Here is a 23,281-nt window from a genome sequence, read left to right on the forward strand (position 1 = left end):
CGCTATTCCCCATTTACTTGTTGATTCAACCAGCCAATGAAGAGCGCTAATTTAGGTGAGTGCTTCTCGTTAGCCGTAACGACATAATATTTCTGTTTGCATTGCAGAGTTTGGTTTTTAAAAGGAGTGATCAGTTCGCCGGCTTTAAGTCGTTTTTCCACCAGCGACAGTCGACCGATAGCAACGCCCGCATTGTGCATTGCGGCACTAACGGCCAAATCGGAACGGTCGAATGAAATGCTTGGAATATCGTCAATACCTGTTATGCCTTGTTGCTTTGCCCACAGCGCCCATTCATCGTGATGAGAGTTGTAGTCCCATGCTTGGTTGTCGTGAAGTAGGGTGGCGTTAACCAAATTCGCCGGTTTTTCAAACAGATTAAATTGTTCTGCATATGTTTGAGTGCAGACCGGGATTATCTCTTCGCTCATCAATTCTTTCGACCACAACTTTTCTGGCATTTGCTCATCAAAATAGATCGCAGCATCGATGCCATAGCCTTGGAAATTGACGTTCTCATTGCCAGTAAGAATATTCAGCTCGATGGAAGGGTGTTTTTGCTTAAATAGGTACAACCTAGGCACAAGCCAACATTGGGCAAAAGAAGGGCGAGAGTAAATCGTCAGTTCTCCGGAGACTTCGCCATTTCTGACTTCCATTACCTCTTGATTTAACTCGTTGAGTGTTCTGTTTAAGGCGAGATAAATACGTTCACCTTCTTCTGTGAGCGTGATTTTGCGGTGAGAGCGGGTAAACAAGGCAATGCCAAGCTCTTCTTCAAGCTTGTTGATACGGTGAGAGATGGCGCTAGGCGTCATGGAGAGTTCTTCTGCCGCAAGAGAAAATGAACTGTGTCGTGCTGCCACTTCAAAAGTATGAAGCTTGGAAAGTTGAAAGCTATTGATGCGTTGGTTCTTGGCGAAAATATTGTCTCTGGTGTACATGTGCGTCAACGAGTAGAACTTGATAAAACACATAATAACGGTGTTGTTATAGTTAGCTTCACCTATTGGTCGAAAAATTCACTAAATGTCGTATAAATCACGCTTTTGTTTCAATTTACTTCATCTAAAGGTGAGTTTTGATCGTTTGTCAGGGCTATGGATTCCTCGTTTAATTGCAGTCAATTAAAACAACAACATAGGTCTGAACATGGAATCCAACCTTTGGGTCATTACTACCCTCATAACGAGTATCTTAATGATCGTTTTTGCGATCGTTAAGTTTAAACTCCATCCTTTTTTAGCGCTGTTACTCGCCAGTTTTTACGTTGGCGGGATGATGGGCATGCAACCTTTAGAGATGGTCAGTGCTATCGAAAGTGGCATTGGCGGAACGCTTGGTTTTCTTGCTGTCGTGATTGGTTTAGGCACCATACTTGGCAAGATGATGGAAGTATCTGGAGCGGCAGAACGAATAGGCCTTACCCTACAAAAGATTCGCTGGCTCTCACCTGAAGTAATTATGGTGTTAATCGGTCTTGTTTGCGGAATTACTCTATTCGTAGAAGTTGGCGTGGTACTGCTAATTCCACTGGCTTTTTCGATTGCGAAAAAAACCAATACCTCACTTTTAAATCTCGCCATTCCGCTCTGTACCGCCTTGATGGCAGTGCACTGTATTGTTCCTCCACACCCTGCCGCATTGTTTGTGACCAATGAGCTTGGTGCTCATATCGGTTCTGTAATTTTCTATGGCTTACTCATAGGTTTGGTTGCATCTTTAGTTGGCGGTCCGTTGTTCTTGAAGGTGCTGGGTGCACGTCTACCTTTCAAAACCGTACCTGAAGAGTTCACCTCACTAGAAGTGAAAGATGAAGCACAATTACCATCTTTGAGGGCGACGCTATTCACCGTGATGTTACCTATTGCGCTGATGCTGTTAAAAACGACGGCAGAACTCAATATGGAACATGGCAGTGCGCTGTACACCACTTTGGAGTTTATCGGCAACCCAATCACAGCAATGTTTATCGCCGCTTTTGTTGCTTATTACATGTTAGGTATTAAGCAGAATATGGGCATGAGTGTACTGCTTGAGAAAACAGAAGGTGCATTTTCTTCGATTGCCAACATCTTGCTGATTATTGGCGCTGGTGGTGCATTCAACGGCGTACTAAAGGGCAGTGGCTTGGCGGATGTATTGGCTCAGTTACTTTCTAATCTCGATATGCATCCGATCCTTCTTGCATGGCTTGTCGCGATTATTCTTCATGCGGCAGTGGGTTCTGCCACCGTTGCCATGATGGGCGCGACAGCAATTGTGGCTCCGCTACTCCCACTTTATCCGAACGTAAGTCCAGAAATCATTACTCTGGCTATAGGCTCTGGCGCAATTGGTTGTACGATAGTGACCGATTCGCTCTTTTGGTTGGTGAAGCAATATTGTGGAGCCACGATGACAGAAATCTTCAAGTACTACACGACAGCGACATTCATTGCCTCTTTTGTTGCATTAGCAGGCACATTCCTTCTGTCGTACATGATCTAATAAAGGTAAACAATAATGACTACGCATAACGTAAACGCACTAGTAGCAGAATTCCCTTTGGTTGAGCGACTCATTGGGTTAGAAGAGGTGGTTTGGTTCAACCCAAATATCGCCACACTTGAAGAAGGCTTGCCGTTCGTTGGTTTAGGTGCTGCCAACATTAAAGACGCGAGTGAACGACTAAAACGCTTTGCTCCATACTTAGTGAAAGCTTTCCCAGAAACGGCGGCTTCTAACGGAATTATTGAATCGAACGTTGTTGAAATCGACAAGATGAAGTCCTGCTTGGAAACGCAATACGGCACTCAAATTCTTGGACGTTTGATGCTTAAAAAAGACAGTCATCTGCCTATTTCAGGTTCAATAAAGGCGCGTGGTGGCATCTATGAAGTGCTGACACACGCAGAGAAGTTGGCGATTGAAGCTGGGCTTCTAAGTGAAACTGATGACTACAGCAAATTGTTCAGTGAAGAGTTTCGTCAGTTTTTTCAGCAGTACAGCATTGCCGTAGGTTCGACAGGGAATCTAGGTATGTCTATCGGCATCATGAGTGCAAAACTCGGTTTTTCTGTGTCGGTTCATATGTCGGCAGATGCGAGAGAGTGGAAGAAGGACAAACTGCGCTCTCACGGCGTGAATGTAGTGGAATACGAGCAAGACTACGGTGTTGCTGTAGAGCAGGGACGCAAAGAAGCGGAGAAAGATCCAACTTGCTTCTTTATTGATGATGAAAACTCTCAAACCTTGTTCTTAGGTTATTCCGTTGCAGGCGAGCGCTTGAAGCAACAGTTTGATGAGATAGGCATTGTCGTTGATTCGAATCACCCTCTGTTTGTTTACTTACCTTGCGGGGTGGGCGGTGGTCCTGGTGGTGTAGCGTTCGGCTTGAAGATGGCTTTTGGTGACGATGTGCATTGTATCTTCGCGGAGCCGACACACTCTCCGTGTATGCTGCTTGGTGTGCACACCGGCTTGCATGATGACATCGCGGTGCAAGATCTTGGCATCGACAATATCACTGCAGCTGACGGTTTAGCGGTAGGTCGTGCGTCAGGTTTTGTTGGTCGAGCAATGGAAAGACTGCTTGATGGTTACTACACCATGACGGATGAGCGCATGTATCACCATCTAGGCGAGTTAAGTGAGCTGGAAGATATTCGTTTAGAACCATCAGCGTTAGCGGGCATGATTGGTGCGGTGCATGTTTCTAACGACAAAGCTTACCAAGCGCGAATGCAGTTTACTGAAGAGAAATTAAACAACGCGACTCACTTAGTTTGGGCGACCGGTGGCGGCATGGTACCGGAAGAGGAAATGTCGGCTTATCTGGCCAAGTCAGGTCGTTAACGAATTTTGCACTTGTTATGGGAACAGCGAGAGCAAAAGAAAAGGGCTCATCAATTGATGAGCCCTTTGTCTATTTGAATCCCGGTATTACAGAGATTGTAATAGCTGGTGGTAACGACCTTTTTCTGCAAGCAGTGCTTGGTGGCTACCTTGTTCGATGATTTCGCCTTGTTCCATCAAACAGATGTTGTCCATGCTTTCCAACTCAATCAAACGGTGAGTAATGAATACCACCGTTTTATTGGTGAAGTGTTGCTTGAACAATTCCATCACTGTTTGTTCAGTGCGCTTGTCTAGACCTTCAGTTGGCTCATCAAGCAGTAGGATAGGAGCGTCACGCAATAGCGCGCGAGCAATACCGATACGGCGCTTCTCACCACCAGACAGCTGACGACCGCCGTCACCTAGCCAAGCATCCAGCCCTGGTTCGTCTAACAGATTCGCCAAGTCTACTTTAGTCAGAATATCAGCCAGCTGTTCATCCGTTGCTTCTGGAGCCGCAAGCAATAGGTTGTCACGCAATGTGCCATTAAGCACATCAACACGTTGGCTAACTACTGTGATCGCAGCGCGCAAATCGGATTCGCTCCAATCTTGCAGAGGCGCGCCACCAATGCTCACTTGACCTTGGTTTACATCCCAGTAGCGACAAAGCAATTGAATAAGCGTCGATTTACCTGAACCGGTTTGGCCAACAATCGCCGTTTTTGAGCCCTGTGGCAGTGACAGTGTCAGGTCTTTCAGCACTTTTTGCTGGCCATCAGGGTAGGTGAAATCAACCTTGTCGAACTCAATATTTAACGGCTTATCACCTTCACGCTTCGATGTTTCTGGGAAGACAACGTCTGGCTCAGCTAGCGTGATTTCGTTTAATCGACGTGCTGAAGTCAGTGTTTGACCTAGATATTGGAAAGCACCAGCAATTGGCATCAGAATTTCAAAGCTCGCCATGGTTGCAAACGCGAACAGTGCAATCCAAGGGTCTGGTGCACGACCGCCAACGCCATCCGCAGCAAACCAAAGCATTGCAACAAGGGTCAAGCCGTTAGCGAGCATCAACAAGCCAGACGCCATGCCAGTGAGGTTTGCGTTAACAAATTGGTTGGAGAGCAGCTGTTTTTGCTTTTCTAGAATCACGTTACGGTAACGCTCTTCTGCACCAAACAGGCTCAGTTCGCTGTAACCTTGCAGCCAGTCCAGTGTTGCTACGCGCAGTTGTGCTTTGTTTTGAGTCAGGTGTTCGCCGTTATGTTTGCCCAGTTTATAGAACAATACTGGCCACACCAACAGCATTACCGTTAGGATACCGCCAAGCAGTAGCGCAAGGTGCCAGTCAAAGAAGGCAAGCACTGCGGTTAGCGATAAGGTACCGAAGATGCCAACAATCACAGGGCTGACAAGACGCAAGTACACATGGTCCATCGCGTCTACGTCTGCCACTAGGCGGTTTAGCAGATCCGCATCACGCAGAGTTGAAACGCGACCAGGGATCAGCGGCGCAAGCTTCTTGAAGAAGAAGATACGCAGATCCGTCAGTAGTTTGAATGTTGCGTTGTGGCTAACTACACGCTCGCCCCAACGGCCCGCAGTTCGAGCCATCGCAGCGCCACGAACGCCAGCGCCCGGAAGCATGTAGTTGAAGGTTTCACGAGCAATAGTCAAACCCGCGACGGCAGCCGCAGAGATAAACCAACCGGATAAGGTGAGTAGGCCAATAGAAGCAGCCAGCGTTAGAAACGCCAGAAGCATACCGAGTGACAAACCAAACCAGTGCTTTTTATACAGTTTTAGATAAGGGAGTAAATCACGCATCTAAGTTCCCCTTGTCTGATTCACGTTGAGCTAGGTTGGCAGCCAACATTTCTTTAAATAAACCATCTTGCGATGCCAGCGTTGCGTAATCGCCACGTTGAACGATTTGACCCTCTTGCATAACCAGAATCTGGGAGACATTCTGCAGCGGCGCGAGTTGGTGAGTGATCATCAAGTTAGTGGTGGATTCGGTGTATTTACCGATGCCTTCCATAACTAATTTCTCGCTTCGAGCATCCAAACTTGCAGTTGGTTCATCAAGTAGCCAAAAACGGCCGTTTTGTAGCATCGCACGAGCAAGGGCAAGACGCTGTGCCTGACCAACAGACAAACCGCCAGAGCGATCAGATATTTGGTAGTCCAGACCGTGCATTTCAACAAACTCTGCAGCGTAGGAGTCGCTCAGTACTGAGTGGACTTGCTGATCTTGAATATCTTGCTTACCAAGAGTGACGTTGTCACGAATGCTGCCATGCAAAAGCATTGGGTTTTGACCAATCCAGCTGATGGTTTCGCGCCATGTCGCCAAATCCAACTCGGAAAGTTCACAGCCGTTAATCTTTAAGCTGCCTTTGTATGGCATAAAACCAAGGATGGTATTTACTAAGCTGGTTTTACCTGCACCACTTGGGCCAACCAGTGCGGTGCTTTGATTCGCTTCTAGCGAGAAGGATAGGGGACCAGCAAGCTGTTTACCTTCAGGGCTGAAGATAACAAGGTCTTGAGCTTCGATATGAATCGCTGCGTTTTGTTCTACGGCCTTGTTGCCATCTTTTACTTGGTCTACATCTAGCTCTAGAAATTCAACAATGCTTTCTGCTGCGCCGACTGCTTGTTGCTTGGCATGGTAGAAGGTACCAAGGTCACGCAATGGTTGATAGAACTCAGGCGCAAGGATCAGAATAAATAGACCAGCAAACAGCGTTACACCTGTGCCGTAGTAACCGAAGTTGAGCTCTCCGATATAGCTAAAGCCAAAGTAAACTGCCGTAATCGCAATTGAGATAGAAGTGAAGAACTCAAGAACCGCTGAAGATAGGAATGCAATCTTCAATACATCCATAGTGCGAGTACGGAAAACTTCAGATGCACCTTTTAACGTCTCGGTTTCTGATTGAGTACGGTCGAACAAACGGATGGTTGTCATTGCTTGCAAACGGTCATAAAAGTGACCAGATAAACGTTGCAGCGCTTTGAAGTTCTTACGGTTTGCGTCAGCGGCTTTCATCCCCACCAATGCCATAAACATTGGAACTAATGGTGCAGTAATCAGGAAAATTAAACCGGCTGCCCAGTTAATTGGAAAAACCACTACTAGGATGATGAAAGGCACCAAAACAGACAACGACATTTGTGGAAGGTAGCGAGAGAAGAAGTCTTGCATGTCTTCTACTTGCTCTAGAATCAACGTTGCCCAGCTACCTGCTGGCTTGCCTTTGATATAAGCAGGACCAAGTTGGTGAACTTTATCGAGAATCAGTTGGCGGATGTAAACGCGGATCTGTTCGCCGCAACGATATCCAGCGATTTCGCGTCCCCAAGTACAAGCTGCGCGACCGATAACGGTGACACCAAGTCCGACGAAGTACCAAACGAGTTCGGATTTGTCGACTTGTTCAATAATGAGTTGGTGGAGAATGGAGGCGAGCAGGGCTGCTTGAGCCAATAAAAACACGCTTGATAGTACGCCTAGGCCTATCGCAACCATCAGCCAGCGCTTGGCCAACTTACTTTGTTGCTTAAGCCACTTATTCAAGCTGCTTTGCTTTTTCTTATCCATCGTGAAGGCTTAATGATAATTGTTTTAATGAGGCGGTAGTATACAAAAGAAAACCCAGCGGGAATACCGCTGGGCTTTAAGGATATGACACAAATGTGAAAAGTTATTTGTCAGTAAGTGCGTCTAAGAAGCGTTCTGCATCTAAAGCTGCCATACAGCCAGTACCTGCAGAGGTGATTGCTTGACGGTAGTTATGATCCATCACGTCGCCTGCTGCAAACACACCTTCGATGCTGGTTTGCGTTGCGTTACCTTCAAGACCAGATTGAACGAGGATGTAACCATCTTTCATATCGACTTGGCCTTCGAAGATTTGCGTGTTTGGTTGGTGACCGATTGCGATGAATGCACCCATTACATCGATATCTTCTGTCGCACCGCTGTTCACGTCTTTAATGCGAACACCCGTTACACCCATGTCGTCGCCTAGCACTTCATCTAGAGTACGGTCGGTATGAAGAACGATATTACCGCTTTCAACTTTATCCATCAGGCGTTTTACAAGGATCTTCTCAGCGCGGAATGAATCACGACGGTGGATCAGATGCACTTCTGATGCAATGTTTGATAGGTAAAGCGCTTCTTCAACAGCAGTGTTACCACCGCCTACAACCGCCACTTTCTGATTACGGTAGAAGAAACCATCACAAGTTGCACAAGCTGAAACGCCGCGACCTTTAAATGCTTCTTCAGATTCAAGACCTAGGTATTTCGCTGATGCGCCAGTAGAGATGATCAACGCATCACAAGTGTACTCACCAGAGTCACCTTTCAGACGGAATGGACGTTGAGACAGATCCACTTCGTTGATGTGATCGAACACGATTTCTGTTTCGAATCGTTCTGCGTGTTCTTTCATGCGTTCCATCAAACCTGGACCAGTAAGACCTTCTGCATCACCAGGCCAGTTTTCTACTTCAGTTGTGGTCGTTAGCTGACCACCTTGCTGCATTCCCGTTACTAGCACAGGGTTTAAGTTAGCACGCGCTGCGTATACTGCTGCGGTGTAACCTGCTGGGCCAGAACCAAGAATTAATAATTTACAGTGTTTTACGTCGCTCATTATGGCTCCATAGAGGGCTGAACATTTCTCCCGATTGTATGGAAATTCTTAGTGCTTTAAAAGCATAAACGAAAGGAGCGGATCGAATTATTGGTTATAGGTTAGAACTTGCTGATGTTTATGGAGAGGCGTTCCAGACTAGAATAAAATTCTGTTTATAGTAGAGAGTTCTAGTTTCAAATACTGCGCAAGCTCCGTTCTGAATGTTTAAACTGCTGTTGATGTTAATTATAGTGCTAAGTGTCGTTTTTTCTTTTTTGTTGAAGCTATCAACGTCAAATTCTGGTAATTGCAGAATATTTGCGTATCCTAAGATGTAAATTAAATGTTAATTCAAACAAGCTAAATGTGCCTCATTAAAGGAGCCAATGATGTTACATTCACGAGAGAACACCTTACATTTGACTCAGCTCAGCATGGCAGCGATTGAGCAACTTTCTCCTTCCTTCGAAGGCCTACCTCGTACGGAACATGCCGACGGCCAATATCGTCTTCGTCGTTACTCTGTGGTTGGGTTTGAAAACGGTCAGGTGGTCGATTTAAATAAGAACAGCTTTGTACAATCTTCTGATATCAACCGTTTCCAAGGTGATGTGATTCGCCAGTTTGAGCCGATTGAAAAAGGGATTCTTTCCAGTGAAGGTTTCCGTGAAATGTGTGAGTTGTTCGTTAACGCAAACCACTTACCAAACGGTCAGGAAATCGAGATCCATCAAATTCGAATTACTGCGATTTACGATGAAACCCAAGTTGCACCGGAAGGGGTACACCAAGATGGTTTTGACCACATCGCGCTAGTAGGCGTAGGGCGTCACAACATCATGGGTGGCGACATCATGCTTTACAGCAGCCACAACCAAGCGCCTTTTTTCCGTAAAGTATTGGAAAATGGCGAAGTGGCAATGCTGGCAGACAGCAAACTGTGGCACAACGCGGTGCCAATTCGCTCAGTGATTAATGACCAAGAAGGTCATATGGATGTATTTGTACTGACAGCGACGGACAAGCGAAATGAACTTCAATCTTAATCAGATCCGAGAACAATTTCCCGCACTGGCGCAATACCACAATGATCGCCCAGTGACCTTTTTTGATGGACCCGGTGGTTCACAAGTGCCGCAGTCGGTACTGGATAGCATGGTGAGCTACCTTGGACGATTCAATTCGAACCTTGGTGGGCACTATTTCTCAAGCCAAGCGACGGTTGATGTAATGCAATCGGCTCGCGAATCGGCACAAGCTCTGCTAAACGCACCGTCCTCTGGCAATATCGTGTTTGGTGCGAACATGACCTCGCTGACATTTCAGCTAAGTCGCGCTATTAGTCGAGATTGGAAAGAGGGCGATGAGATCATTGTTTCAGCCCTAGACCATTACTCTAATGTGTCGAGTTGGCAACAAGCAGCAGAAGATAAAGGCGTGGTGGTTCATCAAGTCAGAATTAATGAAGAAGATTGCACGCTAGATCTTGCGCATCTTCAGAGCTTGTTGAATGAGAAAACTCGCATAGTTGCGGTGACTTACGCATCGAACACCACCGGCTCGATTGTTGATATGCACCAAGTGGTCAAAATGGCACACAGTAGCGGCGCTCAAGTTTATGTGGATGCCGTGCATTACGCGCCGCACCATTTAGTCGATGTGCAAGCATTAGGATGTGATTTCTTGGCATGTTCTGCGTACAAGTTTTTCGGACCACACGTAGGAATTGCGTACGTAGCAGACCAGTGGTTACACAGTGTTAAGCCCTACAAAGTTGAACCTGCAACCAATATTGGACCGGGGCGCTTTGAAACCGGAACGCAGAACTTTGAAGGCTTGGCTGGCGTCACAGCTGCGGTTGAATACCTAGCCCAGTTTGGCGATGAAGAAGCATCACTTCGTCAGCGTCTAGAGCAAAGCTATGCGTTATACAGCCAACATGAGCAGCAATTGAGTGAGCATTTCTTGCAGCGTTTAGGGGCGCTCGATGGCGTGAACTTGTTTGGTATTAACAATGAAAGTAACCAATTGAGAACGCCAACTTTCGCGCTGACTTTTGATAAATACTCTCCAGAGTTCATCGCGAAGACGTTGGGCGAGCACAATATCTGTGTCTGGAATGGACACTTCTATGCACTAGGACTCGTTCGCCAGTTAGGCTTAGAAGAGTCGGGCGGCGTGGTTCGCATCGGTTGTATGCACTACAACACGACGGCAGAAATCGATATGTTGTTTGATGTGTTAGAAAATATCCTCGACGCGTAAGAATCGAAGACGACACAAACTAAAAGCTCGAGCCAGGTGCTCGAGCTTTTTCGTTTCTTTTATTCAATGAGCCGAGAGCTTATTCGCTCACTTCAACTTCATACGAGGTAAATTTCCGCACGTTGATCACGCCAGTATCGAAGATCAGGTATTGGCCTTTAATACCTTGCAATGTACCTGTAACAACTGGGTTTTTATCGAAGTTGTGCGAGGTGATTTTAGTCGGATGCTTCTGAACTGGGTAGCTTAGAGAAGTGATGTTTTCGCTCAACACTTCAATTGCGTCATCGCCATACTGCTGTTTAATCTCAGCGATTTTGTCTTCCACTAATGGCAGTAGTTCTGCAAAGCGATCTTGCAGTTCAATTGGGTCGCCATCGCCTTTCAGCAGCGTTCGCCAGTTTGTCTTATCAGCAATGTGTTTCGCTAATTCGATTTCAATCAAGCCAGAAATATGACGAGTTTTTACTTTGAAGATAGGCAGACCTTGTGTCGCACCTTGGTCTATCCAACGGGTTGGAATTTGGGTATGACGCGTGATGCCCACTTTCAAACTTGACGTGTTAGATAGGTAAACGAAGTGGTCCACCATGCAGTTCTCTTCACCCCATTGCGGCTCGCGACAGGTGCCTTGTTCGTAGTGACAAGTTTCTGGCTTCATGATGCACATGTCGCAACTCGCCAACTTCTTCATACATACAAAGCAGTGGCCTTGAGAGTAGCTCTTCTTGGTTTTCTTACCGCAAGAACAACAGTAGATGTTGCCAGTGTGAGTTAGAGTGAGGGGTTTACCAAGAAATGGGCTCAAATCCACTTCTTCGTCACCCACAGGCAGACGGTAGCTTACTGCACCATCCAGAGAAGCACGCATTTTGTTTAGCGTGCCTGTAGCGATTATTGACATGACATTACTCATTATTGTGTTTTTGCACAGTATATACCGAACCGACGTTCAGAGGCAGGAGAAAGCTAATACGTGTTAGTTTTCGCTTTCTGTTTGATGGCTTTTTGAACACTAGACAAAGTCAGTGTGTGAAGTCTTTCGCAAATCTCGCTTGGTGAGAATATTTCTACAATCTTGAAGCGGGTTCACAATTACTTTGTGTGTACTATGTATTGAAATTAAGAATGTGAGTTTTAAATCACTTTTTAACTTGATAAATAACTTTGTTTGAAAAACGAAAAATCTTTCAGTACATTGCACGATATAAACAGAACAGTTGTCAGTAAATAGGCCAGCCGCCATGAAATGGATACATAAATTAATTTTTGCGTTGTCGATATGCACCATCAGTTTGGTGGCGTTATACAGTTTGCTTGGTGATACTCGTAAGCTAGAAGTTACACCGGATCAATTTAATATTCATGTTACAAGTGATGCGATTGCTGGTGGTTTGAGTGAATCTGATATTACTTATCAAAACCACAGTTTGGTTCTGAACTGTGACCTAAAGGAAAGCAAATACGCGTGGCCTTACTGCGGCATCTCCGTTTACACCGATGTGAAGCAAGCGACCAAAGGTTTGGATCTTTCCAGTTACCATACCGTTCGTCTAAAAATTCGTTATGAAATGGCTGGAGAGGGTCAAAACCCAAGCAAAAACTTGCGTCTGTACTTGCGTAACTTCAATTCGGCCTACTCAGACCCGAATGATGAATACACCATCAAATACAATGGCATGCAGTTTTCTCCTTCAGACTTTAGTGAAGTTATTGAGATCCCGATTGAAAACCTTCAGGTGATGACGTGGTGGTTGAATGATAACGACGTTGCGATTGAGCACTCTGCGCCTGAGTTTGCCAACATTACTCGCATTGATCTGGCAACCGGAGCAGGGGCGGCACTCGGTAAACATAAGATCGTTATCGACAAGATTGAGTTTGAAGGCGCATATGTAGAACAGTCGACACTGTTGTTCGCTTTGTTGTTCTCATGGATGGCGCTGGGTTTAGCATTCTCACTACAAGAAATGCGCAAAAATAAAATCGCATACAACAAAGCACGGAAACGCCACCGCCATTTAGAGAAGGTGAATTCGACGCTTCGTACACAAAATTATGAGTTTGCGGAACTGGCACATCGTGATGCCTTAACTGGAGCGATGAATCGACATGCAGTCCAAAACTGGCTTGAGCAACAAGCTCGTCAAGTTCGCTGGGGTCACGATTCGTTTTCGATTCTCTATATGGACTTAGACAAGTTTAAACGCGTGAATGATAAATACGGACATCAAATGGGGGACGATATTTTACGCGAGTTTGTTATGGTGATTGCGAGTTCCATTCAAACTGATGACCGACTGGTACGTTGGGGGGGGTGAAGAGTTTGTTGTGTTCTGTCCAAACACCAATATCGAGCAAGCCGTACAGAAAGCTGAGATTGTGCGTCGGAATGTAGAAAAGCATCTCTGGGTCCATGGTGAGCCGTTAACGTGCAGTATCGGTGTTGCACAAATGCAGAATGAGCGTGTTTCAGAAACGATGGCTCGTGCGGATGAAGTGTTATATATGGCGAAGCGTAATGGCCGAAATCGAATTGAAGTCAATTACGGTATGCAAAAACAACCACAAACAGAGACGCTGGGCTAAAAGAAAAAAGGTGGTCGACTGACCACCAAAAGGGAAACTGCTGAACATGACTAGGGGGTAGTAGTTAGGTATTCAATTTGATTACCGAGAACAGCAGTTGTAGTGCTAGTTTTGATAAGAGAGCTGCGTTTGGGCGCCGCTCTTTTTTATTTGAGCAATGTTTACCAGAACAACCAAGCGAATAGAGTTAGCGCGCCGATACATGCAACGTTTAACACCATACCGATTCGCATCATCTCTTTCTGTTTGATATGACCCGTCGCAAATACAATCGCGTTAGGTGGCGTTGCTACTGGCAGCATGAAGGCACAAGATGCTGCTACAGCAATCAGTGCTGATAGAATGACTGGCGATAGACCAAGCGCTTCTGCAATGGTGGCAAATACTGGCACTAATAGCGCCGCACTCGCGGTGTTACTTGCAAACTCGGTTAGGAAAACAACAAACGCAACCACAGATAAAATCGTGAGTAGGACACCAGCTTGCTCAAGGAAACCAGCTAGACCGTTAGCCAAGAAGACACTTGTGCCTGTTGCTTTTAGTACGTTACTTAGACAGATACCGCCACCAAACAGGATCAAAACACCCCAGTCAGTTGTCTTTTCAATGTCTTTCCACTCTACTGCGCGAGATGCACCAAGTAATAGAATCGCACCAATTGCAACGAGGGTATCGAACTTCGCAAAACCGCCAAGCATAGCGTTGATCGGTTTGCTGAAAATCCAGAATGTCACTGTTAATAGGAAAATCGCTAAGGTGATCTTCTTGCCGTTTGTCCACTCAACAGGCTGGTGGTCAAGTTCGAACGTGTGGCTTAAATCTGGCTTTGTCATGGTGTATAGCACCAAGATCGCGATAGGCATGAGAATCAAAGAAATTGGTAAACCCAGCTCCATCCACTCTGTAAAGTTCAAACCGACTTCTGCGGCTGCGATAGCATTCGGTGGGCTACCTACTAGCGTTGCGATGCCGCCAATCGACGCACTGTAGGCGATACCAAGTAGCACGAACAGGTAAGTTCTGTGACTCTTCTTCGCGTCTAGTTTGCTCATAACACCTAGAACCAATGGCAACATCATCGCTGTCGTTGCGGTGTTCGAGATCCACATTGATAGGCCAGCGCTCACACCAAACAACATGAAGACCGCGACAGACATCTTACCGCGCGCAATCAGCAATACTTTGTCGGCTATCGCTTGATCGAGCTTTTGTTTGTGAAGCGCGGCAGCCAATGCGAAACCACCCAAGAACAAGAAAATGATCGAGTTAGAGAAGTTGTTTAGCGCTGCTTGGGTATTGAATACGCCCAAGAATACCGCGAGTAGCGGGATTAGCAGGGCAGTGATGCTTACGTGAATGGCTTCCGTTAACCAAAGTACGGCAACAAAAATCAAAATACATAAGCCGGTTACGACTTGAGGCTCAAAGGGTAGGGTGTTGAACAAAATAGCGAACAGCAGGACATTAGACGTCAATATCATGCTGTTGCGAGTGAAGAACCAGTTCTTCAGTGTCACAGCGAGTGCGGTCATGGTTGTGCTCCTTTTGCATTGCCTTAGTGTTGGTTTTTTATGGCAAAGTAACTGACTTGTAGTTATTTGTTGATTAAATGTTACTTCGGATGCGAAAGGGTGTTTTGCCTGAATCGACGGCAGAATAAGAAAGTGTGAGGTTGGGAATTGGAAATGGGTAGAAAGCTACCCATTTACTTTTAATGAATTGTTATCGGTGTGTAATGCAGAGCGAGAGTGTTGAAAGCAGTAACACTTTGGTCGACTTATTGAACCGGAATGTTACGTTCGTTTTCGATGATTTCTTGTTTTTCTTCCACCGTATCTTCCACCGCAACGATTGGCTCTTGAGGACCAAGGAAGCGCGGTTGCGTATTCATGATGTACAAGTCCAAAAACGCTTTCACACGTGCCATAAGTTCACGTGTTCGCATGTTGATCTTCTGCTTGCTTGCCGTTGGTCCAGCTACGGCCAAACACTGCGCATCAATATTGTAAGCGTCAGCAATAAACAGCGCTCGTTCACAATGGAATCGTTGAGTGACAATCAAGAAGCGCTCAGAGGCGAATATCTTTTTAGCACGAACGATGGAATCTAACGTTCGAAAGCCTGCGTAATCCAAATGAATGACTTCTTCCGGTACACCAGCGCGCAGCAGATCGCGCTTCATTGTCCAAGGTTCATTGTAAGAACGGTGCGCGTTATCCCCACTAAGTAGAAACTGCTTCACCTTACCTTGTTTGTATAGGTCGATGGCGGCATTGATGCGGTGGGTATAGTAAGTATTGAGTACCTTACCGATGTATTTACTGGTGCCGAGAACAACTGCGACCTCGTGCTTTGGCACTTGTTCGTAGTCGGTAAAGATTTCTTCTTGAGCTTGAAGCACGACCCATCGGTCAATCGCAATGATGGTGACGAAAAGACCGAGTAAAGAGATCGACAAAACCAAAGCCAGACGCTTCCATGAGAACTTGAGCTTCCACTTTGACTTTATGCGAGAAAACAGCAAAACGTTCGATGTCCTTATTTCAATGTGTATCCCTCATCATATCTGATAGAAATGAAAAGAGAGAAGCCCATTTATGCCAAAATATGGTTAGGATGAGAAAAAAGAGCATAAAAAACAAAAGCCCCCGCACTGCGAGGGCTAATAATTGTACAAAACGTCTTAAAGCTTAGAATGCTGTGCGTTTGTAACGACGGTAAACCGGTTGCCAGAAGGCTTGGTCAATCGCGTCATTTAGCGCTTCATCAGTGATTTCTAGCGCGACACCTTGCTCAATCGCTTTCTTCGCAACAGCGAATGCAATCTTCTTCGATACCAAATGAATTTCTTCTAGTGGTGGAAGTAGAGCACCGTTGCCGTTGATCGCTAATGGTGAGCATGTTGCCAATGCGCGGCTTGATTCCATCAACATTTCGTCCGTTACGCGCTTCGCATTTACTGCAAGCACACCCAAACCAATACCAGGGAAGATGTAGCTGTTGTTACATTGCGCGATAGGGTAAGTGTTGCCTTCATGCACCACGGGCTCAAATGGGCTACCTGTTGCAACTAGCGCTTCACCGTTTGTCCAACGAATGATGTCATTTGGTGTTGCTTCTACGCGGCTTGTTGGGTTCGAAAGCGGGAATACAATCGGACGTGCACAGTGCTTGTGCATCTCTTTGATCACTTCTTCACTGAAGAGGCCAGGGGCACCAGATACACCAATTAGCACGGTTGGCTTCGCATTGTGCATCACATCAAGAAGTGAGAAGCCATTTCCTTCATTTTCCCACTTCTTCGTGTTGTCGAACTTCTGAACCAAGCGTTGTTGGAAATCAAGAAGGTTAGGCATGCCTTCTTGTAACAGACCCCAACGGTCAACCATGTAAACTTGCGAACGTGCTTTCTTATCAGAGATTCCTTCCGATACCATTTGCGCGATGATCGCTTCTGCAATACCACAACCAGCAGAACCAGCACCCAAGAAAGTAATGCGTTGATCAGACAGCTTAGTACCTGCCGCTTTACATGCTGCAAGTAGAGAACCTACGGTTACCGCCGCTGTACCTTGAATGTCATCGTTGAAACAACAGATGCGGTCTTTGTAGCGCTCTAGAAGTGGCATTGCGTTTTTCTGTGCAAAGTCTTCGAACTGGATCAGGGCATCTGGCCAACGGCGTTGTACTGCTTGGATAAACTCTTCAACAAACGCATCGTAATCAGGGCCAGTGATACGAGGATGACGCCAACCCATGTACATTGGATCTGCAAGACGTTGCGGGTTGTTGGTACCCACATCAAGTACGATTGGTAGTGTGTAAGCAGGGCTGATACCGCCACATGCTGTGTATAGAGAAAGCTTACCGATTGGAATACCCATGCCGCCGATACCTTGGTCACCCAAGCCCAAGATACGTTCGCCATCAGTTACTACGATTACTTTAACGTTGTGGTTTGCTGCGTTGTTTAGCAGGTCATCGATACGGTCACGGTTCGGGTAAGAGATGAACAGACCACGGCCACGACGGTAGATGTTTGAGAAGTTCTCACACGCTGCACCAACGGTTGGTGTGTAGATAATCGGCATCATCTCAGAAATGTGGTTTTGAACTAGGCGGTAGAATAGCGTTTCGTTCGTGTCTTGGATGTTGCGCAGGTAAATGTGCTTATCCATGTCACTTTCAAAGCTTTTGTACTGTTGGTACGCACGCTCTACTTGCTCTTGGATGGTTTCAGTCGTCTCTGGTAGAAGACCTTCCAAGTTGAATGAACTACGTTCTTCTCCGGAGAACGCACTGCCCTTGTTCAAAAGAGGGGTCGCTAAAAGAGCCGGACCCGCATATGGGATATAGAGTGGGCGCTTGTCGTTGTTCATTGGGTGCCTTAAATGTAGGGTTGAAGGATGCGTGCAAAATTCTAACGGGTTCACTATTTAGTTGTAAACATTCGTTGATGCACATCAACGTAATGTCGCAAAAAAATCCAATTCCCGACGAAAATATCGTCACTGAAACATTAATACTGTCATTAAATGGCCAGAAACGATTCCTAAAGCAGGAATTTCTCACTCAGGTATAATGCCTCGCAATCCATTATCACGTTCTTATCTTTTATGTCTCAATTACCTATCGATAGCTTACAAGCGGAATTTGACCAACTCGTGAATCACCATCATTTGGTGGTTGAGGCCGAAACTGGCTCAGGTAAATCCACGCGATTGCCACTTTGGGCTGCCAATCACGGTCGAGTATTGGTGATTGAGCCACGCCGAATCGCTTGTACCTCGTTAGCTGAATTTCTTGCCGAGCAATCTGGTCAACCTTTGGGCAAACAGATTGGTTACGCGATAAAGCTTCACGCTCACTATGATGAAAAGACTAAAGTCGTGTTCGTGACGCCCGGTGTTGCGCTGCGTTGGTTCGCGGAAGACAAACTGGCTAGCTTCGATATCGTGATGGTGGACGAATTTCATGAACGCCGCTGGGACATTGATCTCCTTACCGCGATTTTAAAGCAAGAAAAACAGCACCGTCTGATTGTCACGTCAGCCACTTTAGAAGGCGAAAAGCTAGCGAACTACTTGGATGCCAAGCGCCTACGATCAGAAGGTCGTTGTTTTCCTGTCACCGTGACTCATCGCTCAATGGACAGTCGTTACTTGCCGAACAAGAAAGGTTGTGAGAATGATGTTGTGGGCACAGTAAAAGAAGCACTCGAAGACGAAGAGGGCGATATTCTCGTTTTCTTACCGGGTCGAAAAGAGATCACTCAATGCGCGCAAATGCTGCAAAGTATTGACGATGTGATGGTCGTGAAGCTGCATGCATCGGTGAGTGATGAAGAGCGCCATCGTGCGTTGACGGTACAAAAGCAACGTAAAGTGGTGTTGGCAACCAACGTTGCAGAAACCTCTCTGACCATTCCAAACATCCGCGTGGTCATCGATAGTGGTTTGGAACGCAGAACCGTGCAACGAAATGGACGGACAGCCCTGACGTTAACCAACATCTCCAAAGCCAGCGCAGCGCAGCGAATGGGGCGAGCAGGTCGTGTTGCTGAAGGAGCGTGTATTCGCTTGTTTGGTGAGCATGCTCCGTTGGAACGGGTGACGCCACCTGAATTACATCGTGAAGAACTTGTAGAACCAATGCTCGCTGCGGCTTGTTGTGGATACAGACTTTCCGAACTTTCCTTCCTCGATTCTGTACCTGAAAAGTCACTTAACTCAGCACTCCAAACCCTGCAGAGGATGGCAGCGATAGACGAGCAAGGTAACATCACCGAGCACGGTAAAAAAGTGTACCCTCTACCAATTGATGCCTTATTTGCAGACTTAGTGACTCGTATCCAAACCAAATCAGAACGAGAAGCGATGATCGATTTATCGGCAGCGCTTTCTGTGCCCGCTCAATTGTATCAATTGCAAGGCGGTGAGTTTGCCGAAGCATTAGCGCAAGAAGAGCCATTTGGCTGCGATGCCTCGTTGATGATTCGCTTGGTGCGAGGGGAGCAGCTTCCCGGTATTAATCTTGATGCAAGCGTGCTTGAAGAAGCGCAAGGGTTAGCAAAGCAGATGCGAGAAGTGTTTGAATTGCCGGATCTTGAAGTCGCATCGCGATACAAACGCGATGAATTGACCAAAGCCATTGCTACGTTACATCCAGAACTTGTATTTGTTCGCCGAGAACGACGTCGTGACGCGCTAGGCAATGGTTTGATGGAAATGATGGTTGGGCGCAATAGCCGTTTCCCCGAAAAAAGTGAGGCAGCTTTGGTGCTAGATAGCCACAGTGTACCCGGAAGAGGCGTAAAACAGACGCTCAATCTTGCCTCCGTAATGCTACCTGTGTCCCTCAATCTGCTGCGCGAATTAGAGCTTGGTGAGTGGCAACAAGGCGAAACCAACTATGAGGAAGAAGCCCCACGAGCGACCATGCATTTGGTCTATGCAGGACGAACCATTTGTACGGAATATCAATCGCTTGAAGGCGAAGTTGCCGTCCAATCTATCGTTGAGATGATTGAAGACGAAACGCTATTACCGGGTTTTGCTCCATTGAGAAAACAGCAAATTCAGCACTGGAAGATCTATAACGCGCTTGGGTTAAATCCTGAGCCTATTGAAAAAACGGAACTCGACGGTTTGTCTTTCGCTACGTGGTTGGCCGAGCAACTGGAAATGCTTGGTGTAGAAAGTGTGGAAGATATCGAACTGTTTGAAGCCGATGACATCCCGTTCGAAGGCATCCCTGAGTGGGAATACGATGACTTTGTTGAACGCTATCCACTTAAACTCGTACTTGCAGAGCTAAAACTGGATGTTGAGTATTTTGTATCACGCAAGCTCGTGCAGGTTATCTACGCCGAAGGAGGTCGAAAAGGGGATCCTAAACGCTGGGAGTTGCCACGTTGGTCTGGTTGGAAAGTGCAATACAAGAAAGCCAGCAGAGTATTAGATGTGAAGTAACACAATCCGGAACAGTATTTGCTTGATCTCGTTTCCCTTGAAGTTTATGGCCTGTTTTTAGGCGATAAGGAATGAATTTGCCGCTCTTGTTGAGCGGCGTGAAGGAAAACGATGAAGTATAAAGCAATTCCACTATTGTTATGCCCCGTATTGGCTTACGGAAAAAGTATTAATCACATCTCCACTTACGAAGATAACTATGTCCTCGGTACGTACACCTCAGACATTAATCAAGATGCTTACAATGAACTCGGTTCTGAAATGGACTCATTACAGCACTTTGAAGTGAAGTTTCAAATCTCCGCTTCGATTCCATTTTATCGATTTAACTCTGGTACTGCGCTGATGGGTGCATACACACAAAAATCTCTCTGGCAACTTGCTAACTCTGACATATCTCCTCCGTTCAGAGAGACCAATTACAAACCTCAAGTATTTCTCGCGCACCAATCCAACATGTTTTTATTCAACCACTTAGAAGCGGGCTATAAGCATGAATCAAATGGTCAATCAAGTAAGCTTTCTCGCAGTTGGGATAGGTTATATATCGCCGCCGAACGTTTTTCAGGCCCTGTGGAATACGGTGCACACGCTTGGTGGGTAATCACCACTGAAAATGATGAAATGGAAGACTACTATGCGCCTTATGAACTTTGGGCAAAGGTCTACACTGGCGCTGGTGTGTTCAATACTCGAGGCTTTTACAACTTTGCTGATGATAAAGGTGGCATCGAGTTAGGTTATACCTTGTACTTTAACGACATCCTTGGTCTGTATGTTCAGGGATACCATGGTTATGGCGAAACGCTCATCGACTATGATCACTCTCAAACTCGCGTGGGGCTTGGTATTCGATTGGTGAATTTATAAAGGGCTTTACTTGCTTGGTATGCTTAGCAACGTTTTTAGTTAAGCGTTGAAAATATTAATCAATTGGATGCTTATATATGGCGAAGCTGTACATCATTTGTTACAAAGCTGGTTTTAATATTTCCTTTTGAGGTCAAATAAGGGCATAAAAGACCATTGTTTTATATCCTATTGCTATATCAAAGTAATTGAACGATATTTTGTATATCTCATTTCAGAGTGTCGAGGCATAGGATGGAGCAACAAGGAAAGACATGCATTGAATTCGACTACACCAGCTTCCTAGGGGCAACGGGAAGTAAGAAGTGGACCTTTCTGGAAGCGTTCGCCACCATCGCGCCCATTTTTGGCATGATGTGGAAACAGAACATCGCGGAATTGAGCCAACCAGAGGATCGCCTTTGGGACGCTGCATTAAAATCGATGTCTTCACGTCAGAGCGATGAATCCAATTTAGTGATGTTGGCAAAGCTTGCAAAACATGAAGGAATCCATGAATTACGTGTAGTTATGCCTTATTCGTTAGACTTAAAACAAATCGAGTACATTGAATCTAGAAGTAAACTAAAAGTAGATACCACAGAGCAAGATGTCCTTAATTTGAAGTTCTAACACTAAAGCTATACCTTCCCCCAATCAAAAAAGCGATCGAGTATTCGGTCGCTTTTTTATTACCTATTGTAAACCTGAGAACCAATGCTGTGTTTTAGCTTAGCTCCCTTTTGTATTAGGTTTTTACTCAGCGTTGAGCGAGTAAAGCTTAATCAATCAAACCGTATTCTTTGCTCAAGATTTCGATGATCTCTGCTTTCGGATTATTGCTCAACTTGATTGGCTGCCCTGTGATTTTTTCTGCGATGCTGATATACGTGCGAGAGATGTCCATCAAAGACTCTACTGGCAGATCGTTATCACGAGCAAGAGCTTCACGCTCGGGCATGCGCTCTTTGTTAAGCAGAATATCAGGATCAGGGAAGTGGTTTAATAAGAACTGACGGAAACCTTCTTTCGAGTTTTCAACGATGTTTCCGGCTTGGTATTCTTTTGTATCCCAAATACGTGACGAATCAGGCGTACCGACTTCATCCATGTAAATTAGCTTTTCGTTACCGGCAGCGTCGTGCACATAGCCAAATTCAAACTTAGTATCTACGAACGTTTGGTCAACGGCTTCAAGCGCATCGCTGATCACATTAAAGCCTTCTTTCAATAGCTTTTCGTATTGCGCAATGTCTTCTGCACTTGAGAAGTTGAAAGCTTCATAGTTCTCCACGATGTTTTGGCGAGTGATGTTCACGTCATCCGCTTCAGGAACGCCTGGAATACCTTTCAAGATACCTTTAGTTGAAGGTGTCATTAGTAATTCAGGTAGGGCTTTATCTTTCTCAAGACCTTCAGGAAGCTCAATACCACAGAATTCACGCTCGCCATTTGCGTAGGCACGCCACATAGAACCCGTGATGTACTTACGGCAGATTGCTTCAATCTTCACTGGCTTCGCTTTTTGTACGATCCAAACGAATGGGTGAGGGATGTCCAAGATATGACTATCAGCAAGGCCGTTGTCTTTGAACAATTTGAACCAGTGGTTAGAGATCGCGTTGAGTGCCGCGCCTTTACCCGGAACACCTTTGAGTCCACCTTCGCCGTGCCAGATACAATCGAATGCAGAGATACGGTCACTGATCACCATGATGGCCAGTGGGGCATCAGTAGCGACATCGTATCCTTTTTCTTTGATCAGTCGTGCGCTGTCTTCTTCAGTTAACCAGTAAACAGAGCGAACTTTTCCGCTGTGAACAGGCTTGTGGGTGCGAATTGGCAGGTCGTCATTGACGGCAAGTACTTGATTAGCAAGGCTCATTGCGACATTCCTATCATCTTAATCAAACGTCATAAAGAGAAGATATCCAACGAAAAAAGCACGCTGAATAAATCGAATGAGGGCATCATACCAGAACTATTTTAACTCGCCAGAGAAAAAGCAAACGTTTGCCTTAATTTGTTAAAGCACAAAAAAAGCCTCCTTAAAAGGCTGTCTCTTGATCACAAGTCTAGTGATCAAGAGACATTGCGAGTTCGTAGCCTTCAAGGATGGTTTGTAGTTTAAAC

The 23,281-nt window shown here is 45.8% G+C and carries 16 protein-coding genes and 1 pseudogene; 8 read left to right on the top strand and 9 right to left on the bottom strand.

What is annotated here, in order from left to right:
• Nucleotides 1-2: 2 nt before the first annotated feature.
• Entirely contained in the window at nt 3-944 is a 942-nt protein-coding gene (gene dsdC, locus OQJ86_RS08780; RefSeq protein ID WP_265987507.1) for a DNA-binding transcriptional regulator DsdC, read from the bottom strand.
• Nucleotides 945-1,152: 208 nt separating this feature from the next.
• Between dsdC and dsdX the strand changes: the two genes are divergently transcribed.
• Both dsdX and dsdA read left to right on the top strand, forming a co-directional pair.
• The gene (dsdX, locus tag OQJ86_RS08785; RefSeq protein ID WP_265987509.1) at nt 1,153-2,490 is read left to right on the top strand and encodes a D-serine transporter DsdX; all 1,338 of its coding nucleotides are present in this window, start codon (nt 1,153-1,155) and stop codon (nt 2,488-2,490) included.
• Nucleotides 2,491-2,505: 15 nt separating this feature from the next.
• On the top strand, nt 2,506-3,837 hold the full coding sequence (gene dsdA, locus OQJ86_RS08790) for a D-serine ammonia-lyase (RefSeq protein ID WP_063345565.1): 1,332 nt from the start codon (nt 2,506-2,508) through the stop codon (nt 3,835-3,837).
• Between the two features lie 87 nt (nt 3,838-3,924).
• On the opposite strand, the gene cydC is transcribed toward dsdA, so the two are convergent.
• From cydC to trxB, 3 genes are all read right to left on the bottom strand, one after another.
• Entirely contained in the window at nt 3,925-5,649 is a 1,725-nt protein-coding gene (cydC, locus tag OQJ86_RS08795; protein ID WP_265987510.1) for a heme ABC transporter ATP-binding protein/permease CydC, read from the bottom strand.
• Complete coding sequence (cydD, locus tag OQJ86_RS08800) at nt 5,642-7,429, bottom strand: heme ABC transporter permease/ATP-binding protein CydD (RefSeq protein WP_265987511.1); 1,788 nt, start codon at nt 7,427-7,429, stop codon at nt 5,642-5,644. The genes cydC and cydD overlap by 8 nt, the downstream gene beginning before the upstream one ends.
• A 103-nt stretch (nt 7,430-7,532) precedes the next feature.
• Nucleotides 7,533-8,492 carry a thioredoxin-disulfide reductase gene (gene trxB / locus OQJ86_RS08805; RefSeq protein ID WP_009705851.1) on the bottom strand — a complete coding sequence of 320 codons (960 nt, stop codon included), beginning with the start codon at nt 8,490-8,492 and terminating at the stop codon, nt 7,533-7,535.
• A 368-nt stretch (nt 8,493-8,860) separates the two neighbouring features.
• Between trxB and OQJ86_RS08810 the strand changes: the two genes are divergently transcribed.
• Nucleotides 8,861-9,520, top strand: coding sequence for a 2OG-Fe dioxygenase family protein (locus tag OQJ86_RS08810; RefSeq protein WP_010448603.1), 660 nt, complete (start codon nt 8,861-8,863; stop codon nt 9,518-9,520).
• Nucleotides 9,504-10,739: a cysteine desulfurase-like protein gene (locus OQJ86_RS08815; protein ID WP_265987512.1), complete on the top strand. Its 1,236-nt coding sequence runs from the start codon at nt 9,504-9,506 to the stop codon at nt 10,737-10,739. Before OQJ86_RS08810 ends, OQJ86_RS08815 begins: the two co-directional genes overlap by 17 nt.
• A gap of 79 nt (nt 10,740-10,818) precedes the next feature.
• Here the strand turns inward: OQJ86_RS08815 and OQJ86_RS08820 are convergent, their stop codons facing one another.
• Nucleotides 10,819-11,643 (bottom strand): DUF2797 domain-containing protein, encoded by an 825-nt coding sequence (locus OQJ86_RS08820; RefSeq protein WP_265987513.1) that lies wholly within the window; start codon nt 11,641-11,643, stop codon nt 10,819-10,821.
• 340 nt (nt 11,644-11,983) lie between these two features.
• Here OQJ86_RS08820 and OQJ86_RS08825 point away from each other — a divergent pair.
• A pseudogene (locus tag OQJ86_RS08825) lies at nt 11,984-13,328 on the top strand (GGDEF domain-containing protein).
• Nucleotides 13,329-13,489: 161 nt separating this feature from the next.
• On the opposite strand, the gene OQJ86_RS08830 reads toward OQJ86_RS08825, so the two are convergent.
• The 3 genes from OQJ86_RS08830 to OQJ86_RS08840 form a co-directional block, all read right to left on the bottom strand.
• Nucleotides 13,490-14,860 (bottom strand): SLC13 family permease, encoded by a 1,371-nt coding sequence (locus OQJ86_RS08830; protein ID WP_039974479.1) that lies wholly within the window; start codon nt 14,858-14,860, stop codon nt 13,490-13,492.
• Nucleotides 14,861-15,105: 245 nt separating this feature from the next.
• Nucleotides 15,106-15,852 (bottom strand): SanA/YdcF family protein, encoded by a 747-nt coding sequence (locus tag OQJ86_RS08835; protein WP_265987514.1) that lies wholly within the window; start codon nt 15,850-15,852, stop codon nt 15,106-15,108.
• 166 nt (nt 15,853-16,018) lie between these two features.
• Nucleotides 16,019-17,707 carry an NAD-dependent malic enzyme gene (locus tag OQJ86_RS08840; protein ID WP_009705856.1) on the bottom strand — a complete coding sequence of 563 codons (1,689 nt, stop codon included), beginning with the start codon at nt 17,705-17,707 and terminating at the stop codon, nt 16,019-16,021.
• Nucleotides 17,708-17,944: 237 nt separating this feature from the next.
• Between OQJ86_RS08840 and OQJ86_RS08845 the strand changes: the two genes are divergently transcribed.
• The 3 genes from OQJ86_RS08845 to OQJ86_RS08855 all read left to right on the top strand — a co-directional run bounded on the left by OQJ86_RS08845 (nt 17,945) and on the right by OQJ86_RS08855 (nt 21,781).
• On the top strand, nt 17,945-20,299 hold the full coding sequence (locus tag OQJ86_RS08845) for a helicase-related protein (RefSeq protein ID WP_265987515.1): 2,355 nt from the start codon (nt 17,945-17,947) through the stop codon (nt 20,297-20,299).
• A gap of 111 nt (nt 20,300-20,410) precedes the next feature.
• The gene (locus OQJ86_RS08850) at nt 20,411-21,169 is read left to right on the top strand and encodes a phospholipase A (protein WP_265987516.1); all 759 of its coding nucleotides are present in this window, start codon (nt 20,411-20,413) and stop codon (nt 21,167-21,169) included.
• A gap of 234 nt (nt 21,170-21,403) precedes the next feature.
• Nucleotides 21,404-21,781 carry a hypothetical protein gene (locus OQJ86_RS08855; protein ID WP_038868678.1) on the top strand — a complete coding sequence of 126 codons (378 nt, stop codon included), beginning with the start codon at nt 21,404-21,406 and terminating at the stop codon, nt 21,779-21,781.
• Nucleotides 21,782-21,929: 148 nt separating this feature from the next.
• Here the strand turns inward: OQJ86_RS08855 and OQJ86_RS08860 are convergent, their stop codons facing one another.
• The gene (locus tag OQJ86_RS08860) at nt 21,930-23,033 is read right to left on the bottom strand and encodes a phosphoribosylaminoimidazolesuccinocarboxamide synthase (RefSeq protein WP_265987517.1); all 1,104 of its coding nucleotides are present in this window, start codon (nt 23,031-23,033) and stop codon (nt 21,930-21,932) included.
• Between the last annotated feature and the right edge of the window lie 248 nt (nt 23,034-23,281).

The organism is Vibrio sp. Sgm 5, from assembly GCF_026241575.1.
GTDB classification, from domain to species: domain Bacteria; phylum Pseudomonadota; class Gammaproteobacteria; order Enterobacterales; family Vibrionaceae; genus Vibrio; species Vibrio jasicida.